Genomic DNA, 8,949 nt, shown 5'->3' on the forward strand with positions numbered 1-8,949 from the left:
CTGTCGTCTCCGTGCCCCTGGATTGGGTCATAGTGTCTGTCGTTGCCAAGACATCGGCACTCCCGTTGCTGGCGATGCGGCATCTGGGGACACTCCTGATGTAGTCGTTGGGGGCGTTCTTAAATGACTACTCAGGATGAGCGTCCAAAAATCCGCGCTCGTTCGATTGGCGCATGTCTACGCAGCGTAGGTTGTCGAGCCTGGCCTTCAAATGGATACTGACTGTCGAACCGGTTCACTCCATTTCTTCAATTTGATTGGACAGCCCATGAACCAGACACGGCAAACCAATGCCTCCCATACTTTTTTGGCAGCGCATGCCATCAAGCAGCTGCGCGAAGAGCGCGGCCTCACCCAGCGCGCCCTGGCGGAAAGCCTTGGCGTGACCGATAAAGCCGTCAGCAAGTGGGAATCCGGCCGCGGCCTTCCCGACATTTCCCTCGTTGAGCCTTTGGCCCAGAGCTCGGCATAAGCGTGGCCGAGCTTTTGGCTGGTGACATTCGGGCCAACGCCAACCGTGCAGGCAATATGCTCAAAGGCGTCTTTTACGTTTGCCCTATCTGCGGAAACGTTGTGCACGCGCTCGGAGAAGGCAGCTTTAGCTGCTGTGGCTCCACGATGTTTCCCCAGGAGGCCGAAGAGCCGGACGCGGACCACGCCTTTTCCATCGAGCGCATCGAGGACGATTGGTACGTCACGCTCGATCATCCCATGACCAAGGATCACTACATTAGCTTTGTGGCATATGCGACTATGGACGGCATCTGCTTTAAGAAGCTCTATCCAGAGCAATCGGTGCAGCCGCGCTTCCATATTACCGGGCGCGGCAGGATATATCTTTACTGCAACCAACACGGACTCTTTACGTCGCTGACGCCTCGCAAATAACGGCTGTCTTCCGCCCTCCTCATGCGTTCCCAGGGGACCCAAAATGAGCGTGGATAATCTCCCGGTTTTGGCCTGTGTGCGGGCTCAAAGTGGGAGATTATCCACGCTCGTTATCTGAGTGTCCAAAAATCCACGCTCGTCGCTACTTGAGTCCGGGCAGGCGGGTGTAGGGGAACGAGCGCTCTAAGAACTCGGAGCAGCGGGCGTAATCTTTGGCAAAGTAGCTGCTATAGAGCGAATCGAGTACGTATTGCACGGCGATATGGCTGGCGAACTGCGTGATGCGGTGCGTCATGCTCTCGTGGTCGCTTACCGTGAGATAGGCGGCAAAGCCGGGGTGAATGCGGGCACAGTACGGCGTGCCGATGACGATGACCGGGACATGTCGACTGCTAAGGATCGGCAAGATCTCCTTGAGGTTGGGGGCAAGGCCGCTGTAGGAGATGATGATTGCCACATGGTCGGGACCCGAGGCGAGCGCCGTGCGCACCTGCGCCTCGACGCTGTCGTGGCACGTCGCGCTTTTGCCGGCGGAAAGCAGGCGATCGCGGAACATTCCCGCTGGATATAGGTTATGCGAGCCCGTGTAGATGTCCACGGTGCCGGCGCGCATGATGAGCTTGGCGGCGTGGTCGAGCTGTGCAGGGTCGAGCAGCTCCTGCGTTTCGGCCAAGGTGGTCTGGTAGAGCCCCTCCATGCGCTCCATCACCTGCGCAGGGGTGGAAGTGGCATCGAAGGGAAAGTCGATATCCACCTCGGGGGCGGAGTCTGCGTACGAGGCTGCGCGCGCCAGCTCGACCTTGAGCTCCTTGAAGCCCTCAAGGCCGAGCTTTTTGCAAAAGCGGTGGATGCTCGCAACGGAGACATTGGCCTGGCGCGCAAATTCCTTGATGGAGAGCCCGCGAACGTTCTCGCCCATGGCGAGAACCGTCTGCCCGAGCTGCTGCTCGGTGGGGGTGAGCCCCTTGCCCTGGGTGATTTTGCGCTTGATATCCATATGGCTCCCATGCATTCGTATCGCGATGTATCAATCATAACGGTAAATAAAACGCCCGGCTTGGCTGGGGAAAGCAAGCCGGGCGTCTCGTAAGGGGCTGTTGCGCGGGGTCGCTACCCGAGCACGCGGACGGGACCGAGCAGGCCGCTGGGCTCGGAGGGCTCGGTCATGCCGAACATGTCGGGGATGGCGTGGTCGAGGGTGTTGATCACATCGATCGTGAGCCCGTGCTCGCCGGCGGCAAGGGTGCCGAGCTCAAAGCGGTAGGGCGGACAGATGCGCGTGCCGAGGAGCGTGCCGTCGAGGGTGACGGTTGCGGTCTCAAAGACCTCGCCGAGATCGAGCGCGGCGCTGGTGAGGCCCTTGTCAACGCTGAGGCTCGCCTGGTGGCGGAAGGTGCCCGCCTTGCCGGGGAACTCGGCAAAGGAAAGGTCGTGCAGGCCTGCAAGCTCAATAGACTCGTCAAAGGCATCGGTGCCGGGGGCAGAGAAGGCGACCGTCCAGGGCCCGTCGATGCATGCGGCTTCAGTTCCTGCTGTTGCTGCGCGCGCGGAACCTGCGGCCCCGAGCACCACGATGCAGCTCTCGTAGGGCGCAAGTTCGAGCGTGCCCTCAAAGGCGACAGGCTCCCTGCCGTTGAGCAGGTCGAGGCGCGCGCCTGCAACGGGCGTGCCGTCGGCAAACGCAATCTGAGTGGAGATGCCCTGCTTGGGATGCTCGTTTACCAGCATGAGGTAGCTTTCGCCCGCGCGATCGTAGCGCAGCGCGCGCAGCCACGGCTGCGGCTCGGCGCATGCCACGGTCTGCATGCCGGCCGCGGCAAGCACGCTCGCAAGCTTGGAAGTGGCAACAACGCAAACGCCTGCAAGCTCGCTGGCATCCACGGAGGCAAAGCCCTCGCGTCCTGCAATATCGCCGTCATAGCGCTTACTCGGCAGCTTATCCAGGGCATACACGGCAGCGCCTGCGGCCGCGGCGCGCGCGGCAAAGTCAAGTACAGCCCCGCCGACAAACTCGGCGCCGGGCATGACCAGACAGCGGTATGCCTGCCCGTTTACAGTAAACCCGCCGTCCGCGGTAAACGCCACGGTATAGCGCTCGGCATCCTCAAATGCCTCGGCCGGCACAATATCAAAGTCGATTTGCGCGCGCATGAGCTCGGCGGCGGCGTGCTGCATAAACGAGGCTTCGCCGGCCCACTCGGCATCGGCGTGGTACAGAAGCGCCACCGGTGTGGCGGCCCGCCCGCCCGAAAGCAGGCTCGCCGTGCGATTCATGTAGCTCATGAGCTTGCCAAAGTGCGCAAACTGGGGGTTTTGGCCGTGCGCGTAGAAGTGCGGCGGGCAGTCCCAGTCGGGGAAGGCAGCCATGCTAAAGGCGTGCGGCACAAACCAGTTAACGCCGCGCACCATAAAGTGGTCGGCGATCCACTTCATCTCGCGCAGGCCCTCGTGCCAGCCAAAGGCGCCAAAGACCTCGGCCATGCAGCGCCCCTGCTTTTTGGGGTCGAGATGCGCCGCCGAGGAGCCCAGCTTGGGTAGCACGTAATTGTAGAACTCCAGGTCCCATACGCCGCGGCCGTAGGAGTGGAACCCCTGGTCCATACCGGGGACGAGCTGGTTGATCACGATGTCCACGCCCGCCATGTCCTGGCCGCCCACGGCGCGGAAGTAGTGTCCGGCGCCCACGCCCAAGCGCGCGTGGCAGTCCTTGTCCTCGATCACGTGGCCGATGTACTGCACGCCGTGCGCGCGGCACCAGCCGCCGAGCTGGTCGCAGAAGCATTCCTTGTAGAGCGTGCTTGCGATGTCCATGTACACATGACGCACGTGCGCGCCCGCCGGCTCGCGATCCCACAGGTGCGGGAGTTCGTCCAGGTAGCGCTCGCCCAGCGCCGCGCGCAGGCGGCGCTTGAGTTCGGCCGACCAGGGCAGGGGAGCCGTGGCCTTGCCGATGAGCGTGTCGGAGATGCCGTCGGCGCCGGTGACGCCCTTCTCGTTGGCAAAGCCGGGCTCATCGGAGAAAAAGCCCAGGATGGTCTTGCCAAACTCATCGCCCAGATGCGTAAAGTGCGGCTCGTACACAGCGTCGATGAGCTGTGCCACCGAGGCGCGGTCGACCATGTTGATGTAGTCCTCGTTGTAGGAGGTCTTGCCGCTCGTGAACATCACGCACGCCTGCGTGATGCCGGCCGGCGCGTCAAAGACCAGGCGGTAGGGTATGCCGTGCTCGTCCTCGATGACGCGGTGCTCTACCTCGACGGCGTGCCCTTCCTGCATAAACGTTACGCCATAGAAGCGCTCCGTCTTGTCGAACAGGTTGGTGAGCACGATGTTCGCCTGCGGCGTGGGGCCCACGATGTCGAGCGTGCGGTGTGTGAGCACGATCTTGCGGAGCTCGGGCGCGGCTTCCTTGACGGCGCCGTTGGCGTATCCGGTGGGAAAGTGTGCGTCGTCCAGAATCCAGATCTTGAGGCCCAGCTGCTTGCATATGTCGATCGCAAAGCGCAGGTCGCGCCACCAACCCTCGCCGCAAAAATCGGGGTGCGGGCGGCTCTCGAGGCAGACCTCGTGGATATCGGCGCCGGCGATCTTTTCCAGATACTCGGCAATGGTCTTATGGCTCTCGCCCTTCATCCACAAAAACGGAAGCACGTGGTTGTCGTAGGCGCCGTTGAGCACCTGCTGGTAGTACGCGGTCATGGATCCTCCTCGGCTCGGTCGATTAGCTGCATGGCACAGATTATGGACGTGTCAGCGCGCTCTGCTAATATCCGAATCACAACGAACTATGACCAAATCAACGATTGGTGAGCGATGGAGATCGACGAGCTCGAGCGTAGGCTCAGCGAACTGAGTGCCAGCGAGATTGCGTATAGAGACGGCTTGGCGTTTGATTGGTCGATTATGACCGAGCATGTCGAAATCGACGGACGTCCGGTGCGAAAGATTGGGCAGGTCGGGTTTGCCTACGCCCAGCCCGGCATGCCACGTGGCCTGACGATAAGGACAAACTCGCGTTTTAATGCCGTGCCCGAGCATGTGCACGACTACGTTGAGATGAGCTATGTGTATCGCGGGCACTGCCCGCAGACGGTGGCGGGGGAGAGGCTCGAGCTGGGCCGCAACGAGGTGCTGCTGCTCGACGCCGCCTGTCCACACGCGGTGTCGTCGCTCGGCGAGGACGACATCATGCTGAGCATGACCGTTTCACGTGCATTTTTGCGCCGGAGCCTGGAGTCGAGCCTCTCGCGCGAGAGCGTGGTCTCGCGGTTTTTGTTCAACGCGCTCAACAGTGAGACGGACCATCGCGGGCACGTACACTTTCGTTGCGGGGAGAGCCGGCGCGTGCGGCGCTACATGCAGGAAATGCTCTGCGAGCGTTACGAGCCGAGCCCCAACAGCGCCGAGATTGTTCTGTGCCTGTTTCAGCTGTTTTTGGCTGAGCTCATGGATTGCTACGAGCGCGAGCTGGTGCGCGGCGTGGCGGACGGCGCGGCGGGGCCCACTGCCCTGGTGACGGGAATGCTCGGCTACATCGAGCGCTCGTTTGCCGCCTGCTCGCTCGAGGAGATGGCGGCACACTTTCATGTGAGCCCCAACTACGCGTCGGCGCTGCTCAAGCAGCAGGTGGGAAAGACCTATCGGCAACTGGTCCAGGAGCGCAGGCTCGCGCGTGCCGCGGAGCTCTTGCGCGCGGGCGCCACGGCCGAGGCAGCGGCGCGTGCCGTTGGCTACGAGAACATGAGCTTTTTCTACCGCAAGTTCCGCGCCGCCTACGGCTGCACCCCGGCAAAATACCGTGGATGAGCAAGACGGAACGGGCTTTTAGCTATCGATATGCCACACCTAAATACTGTGTCTCATGTTTCGTTTCATCCATCCGGGTTGGAAGGTGGCCGTCAGGTCGATTTTTGCCTCGTCTAGGCCTCGGTATCAAAAAGTGTCAGCCGGCGGACGTGCCGGGGCGAAAAGAAGTGTCCAATGCAGCGCCTCCGCGCCTTGGGCGCCCAAGTGCGCGCGATACTCAACTCAGCACATAAAACCCGTTGCGAGGAGGCACCTATGGGATTTCCCAAGGGATTTTTCTGGGGCGGCGCCACGGCCGCAAATCAGTTTGAGGGCGCTTGGGACGTGGACGGCCGCGGCCCCAGCGTAGACGACCATTTCCTGGGCGGCAGCTACAAGGAGCCGCGCCAGATTACGATCGACATCGACCCCAACCGCTTCTACCCCAACCACGACGGCATCGACTTCTACCATCACTACGAGGAGGACATCGCGCTGTTCGCCGAGATGGGCTTTACCATGTTCCGCATGTCCATCTCCTGGAGCCGCATCTTCCCCAACGGTGACGATGCCGAGCCCAACGAGGCCGGCCTCGCCTTCTACGACCGCGTCTTCGACTGCCTGCGCGCGCACAACATCGAGCCGCTCGTCACACTCAGCCACTACGAGATGCCCTATCACCTGGTCGAGAAATACAACGGCTGGGCGAGCCGCGAGCTCATCGGCTTCTTTGAGAAGTACTGCCAGACCGTCTTCGACCGCTACCAGGACAAGGTCAAGTTCTGGCTCACCTTCAACGAGATCAACTGCGGCACCATGGACATAGGTGCCATGATGGAGACCGGTCTGATCCAGGGCTTTGAGGGTCCGGCAAGCGCCATCAAGACCACCGCTCAGCAGCGCTACCAGGCCCTGCACCACCAGTTTGTCGCCAGCGGCCGCGTCGTGCGCTATGCCCACGAGCACTATCCGCAGTTTAAGATGGGCAACATGGACTGCTTCGTCCTCTCCTATGCCGCCACGTGCGATCCGGCCGACGTGTTCGCCACGCAGCAGGAGATGAATACCATGAACTGGTACTGCTCCGACGTGCAGGTGCGCGGCAAGTATCCGTTCTATGCCAAGCGCTTCTGGGCCGAGAACGATGTCGAGCTTGTGATGGAGGACGGTGACCTGCAGGATATCGCCGACGGCAAGGTCGATTTCTACACCTTTAGCTACTACATGTCCGGCACCGTGGGCACCCACAAGGATCACGAGATGACCGAGGGCAACATGACCTTTGGCGGCAAGAATCCCTATCTGGAGTCCACCGACTGGGGCTGGCAGATCGATCCGCTGGGTCTGCGCATCGCCCTCAACGAGATTTACGCCCGCTACGAGATTCCGCTGATGGTGGTCGAGAATGGCATGGGCGCCTACGATGAGGTCGAGGAGGACGGCTCCATCCACGACCCGTATCGTATCGCCTACTTGCAGAGCCACGTCAAGGCCATGGGCGAGGCCATTGCCGACGGCGTCGACCTGATCGCCTACACCTGGTGGGGCCCCATCGACCTGGTTTCCGCCGGCACCGGCGAGATGCGCAAGCGCTACGGCTTTATCCACGTCGATAAGTACGACGACGGCACCGGTACCTACGAGCGACGCCGCAAGGACAGCTTCTACGCCTACCAGAAGATCATCAAGTCCAACGGTGCCGAGGGCCTGGATTAATCGACAATATGAGTGCCACCGGGGAAAAGCGTTGGGATGGGCTCGCGATTCGAGTCCCCACCTTAGCATTTGAACCATTTGGCACTATAATCACCATAGGCATGCGCATAACGTTGCGCTGAATCAAGAGGAGAAAACGTATGGGTCTGTTTGACATGTTCAAGAAGAAGGCTGAGCCCGCGGCTGCCGCTGCTCCGGCCTCCATCTCTGCTTCTGCCGGCGCCGACGTGCTGTGCTCGCCCGTCAAGGGCAAGGTCATCAAGATGGCCGACGTGCCCGATCCCGTCTTTGGTGGCGAGGTTCTGGGCAAGGGCTGCGCCGTGTGGCCCGAGGACGATCTGGTCTACGCTCCCTGCGACGGCAAGGTGACCGTCACCATGGGTCACGCCGTGGGCCTGCAGTCCGATAGCGGCATCGAGGTTCTGGTGCACGTTGGCGTCGATACCGTCAACATGAACGGCGACGGCTTCGAGGGCTTCGTCAAGGCCGACGATGTCGTTAAGGCTGGCCAGCCCATGCTCAAGATCGACCGCGCCAAGATCGCTGCTGCCGGTTACAAGGACTGTGTCGTCGTGGCCGTGTCCAACACCGCCGAGTTTGCCGACGTTGAGCTCGCCGTCGAGGCCGACTCCGCTGTCGCCGCCGGCGACGCCATCGTCAAGGTCGTCCGCAAGTAAACTGCGGCAACATAAGGATGTTTTGGGGTGGTCGAATTGTCCGACCACCCTTTTTTATTACAATGCGGCGGAACGTTTTATTGCGCGTTGGGCGGACCGGTAAACCGTTCGGACGTTAAATCGAGCCGACTGCGCCTTTGCTTTGCCGGGGGTGTTCGTTATCGGCTAGTATGGCCTTATTGTTACGACGCGCACCGCGTCGGGAAGCGCGGTGCCGCTTGTTGGGAGGAATGTCATGAAAAAGAAGCTGCTGCTTGCGCCCCTCATGGCCGTCTTGGTTGCATGCGTGGTCGTGCTTTCCGGCTGTGGAGGTCCTTCGGTTGAGGAGCTCATCACCGAGGATCTTACGACGCAGTTTGACGAGGTCAAGAACGGTGGCGACGACTTCCTCTCTGGTCTGGAGGAGGCTTCGGGCGACGAGTTCGAGCAGCTGGGTATCGATCCCAAGGAGTATGCCAAGACCTATCTCGAGGGCTTTGACTACAAGATCGGCGACGTGACGGTCGACGAGGACAAGGGTGTCGCGACCGCCGAGGTCTCTATCACATGCAAGTCTATGAACAAGATCGTCGAGGACTTCTCCACCCAGTATCAGGAGAAGGTCGCTGCGCTTGACACGGTTCCTTCCGATGACGAGCTGTACAAGATGGCCGGTCAGGTTATGGTCGATGTGACCAAGGCCACCGAGCCCAGGAAGACCACGGTTATCTTCAAGTACACCTGCAACGACGATGGCGAGTGGTCTGCCGACGACTCCGTCAACTCCGAGATGATGGATGCAATGCTGAGCTAGGGGGTTGCGGCGTTTTACCAAACGCCGCAACTGCTCGACGCTGCGCGGTCACCAGAGCGACAACTTGTCATTCAAAGAGGACGGCATGAC

The 8,949-nt window shown here is 61.1% G+C and carries 8 protein-coding genes; 6 read left to right on the plus strand and 2 right to left on the minus strand.

Annotated features, from left to right (window positions below; translation table 11 throughout):
- Nucleotides 1–268: 268 nt before the first annotated feature.
- A complete protein-coding gene (locus DW661_RS10260) occupies nt 269–472 on the plus strand; it encodes a helix-turn-helix transcriptional regulator (protein ID WP_199584896.1) in 204 nt (67 codons plus the stop codon).
- A 2-nt stretch (nt 473–474) separates the two neighbouring features.
- Entirely contained in the window at nt 475–888 is a 414-nt protein-coding gene (locus DW661_RS09690) for a desulfoferrodoxin family protein (protein ID WP_199584898.1), read from the plus strand.
- A gap of 142 nt (nt 889–1,030) precedes the next feature.
- On the opposite strand, the gene DW661_RS09695 is transcribed toward DW661_RS09690, so the two are convergent.
- The gene (locus DW661_RS09695) at nt 1,031–1,885 is read right to left on the minus strand and encodes a MurR/RpiR family transcriptional regulator (protein ID WP_118935451.1); all 855 of its coding nucleotides are present in this window, start codon (nt 1,883–1,885) and stop codon (nt 1,031–1,033) included.
- 113 nt (nt 1,886–1,998) lie between these two features.
- Entirely contained in the window at nt 1,999–4,587 is a 2,589-nt protein-coding gene (locus DW661_RS09700) for a glycosyl hydrolase (RefSeq protein ID WP_118935452.1), read from the minus strand.
- 114 nt (nt 4,588–4,701) lie between these two features.
- Here DW661_RS09700 and DW661_RS09705 point away from each other — a divergent pair, with 114 nt between their 5' ends.
- From DW661_RS09705 to DW661_RS09720, 4 genes are all read left to right on the plus strand, one after another.
- Nucleotides 4,702–5,694 (plus strand): AraC family transcriptional regulator, encoded by a 993-nt coding sequence (locus DW661_RS09705; protein WP_118935453.1) that lies wholly within the window; start codon nt 4,702–4,704, stop codon nt 5,692–5,694.
- A gap of 255 nt (nt 5,695–5,949) precedes the next feature.
- Nucleotides 5,950–7,389, plus strand: coding sequence for a glycoside hydrolase family 1 protein (locus DW661_RS09710; protein ID WP_118935454.1), 1,440 nt, complete (start codon nt 5,950–5,952; stop codon nt 7,387–7,389).
- A 140-nt stretch (nt 7,390–7,529) separates the two neighbouring features.
- A complete protein-coding gene (locus DW661_RS09715) occupies nt 7,530–8,066 on the plus strand; it encodes a PTS glucose transporter subunit IIA (protein ID WP_055310775.1) in 537 nt (178 codons plus the stop codon).
- A 235-nt stretch (nt 8,067–8,301) separates the two neighbouring features.
- The gene (locus DW661_RS09720) at nt 8,302–8,859 is read left to right on the plus strand and encodes a hypothetical protein (protein WP_035136614.1); all 558 of its coding nucleotides are present in this window, start codon (nt 8,302–8,304) and stop codon (nt 8,857–8,859) included.
- Nucleotides 8,860–8,949 lie beyond the last annotated feature (90 nt).

The organism is Collinsella sp. AM24-1 (genome assembly GCF_003470325.1).
In the GTDB taxonomy this organism is placed as follows: Bacteria; Actinomycetota; Coriobacteriia; order Coriobacteriales; family Coriobacteriaceae; genus Collinsella.

What these genes read in the sequence shown, in the direction of transcription:
- DW661_RS10260 (WP_199584896.1), top strand. Translation starts at nt 269, where the DNA reads ATGAACCAGACACGGCAAACCAATGCCTCCCATACTTTTTTGGCAGCG.
- DW661_RS09695 (WP_118935451.1), bottom strand. Translation starts at nt 1,885, where the DNA reads ATGGATATCAAGCGCAAAATCACCCAGGGCAAGGGGCTCACCCCCACC.
- DW661_RS09700 (WP_118935452.1), bottom strand. Translation starts at nt 4,587, where the DNA reads ATGACCGCGTACTACCAGCAGGTGCTCAACGGCGCCTACGACAACCAC.
- DW661_RS09705 (WP_118935453.1), top strand. Translation starts at nt 4,702, where the DNA reads ATGGAGATCGACGAGCTCGAGCGTAGGCTCAGCGAACTGAGTGCCAGC.
- DW661_RS09710 (WP_118935454.1), top strand. Translation starts at nt 5,950, where the DNA reads ATGGGATTTCCCAAGGGATTTTTCTGGGGCGGCGCCACGGCCGCAAAT.
- DW661_RS09715 (WP_055310775.1), top strand. Translation starts at nt 7,530, where the DNA reads ATGGGTCTGTTTGACATGTTCAAGAAGAAGGCTGAGCCCGCGGCTGCC.
- DW661_RS09720 (WP_035136614.1), top strand. Translation starts at nt 8,302, where the DNA reads ATGAAAAAGAAGCTGCTGCTTGCGCCCCTCATGGCCGTCTTGGTTGCA.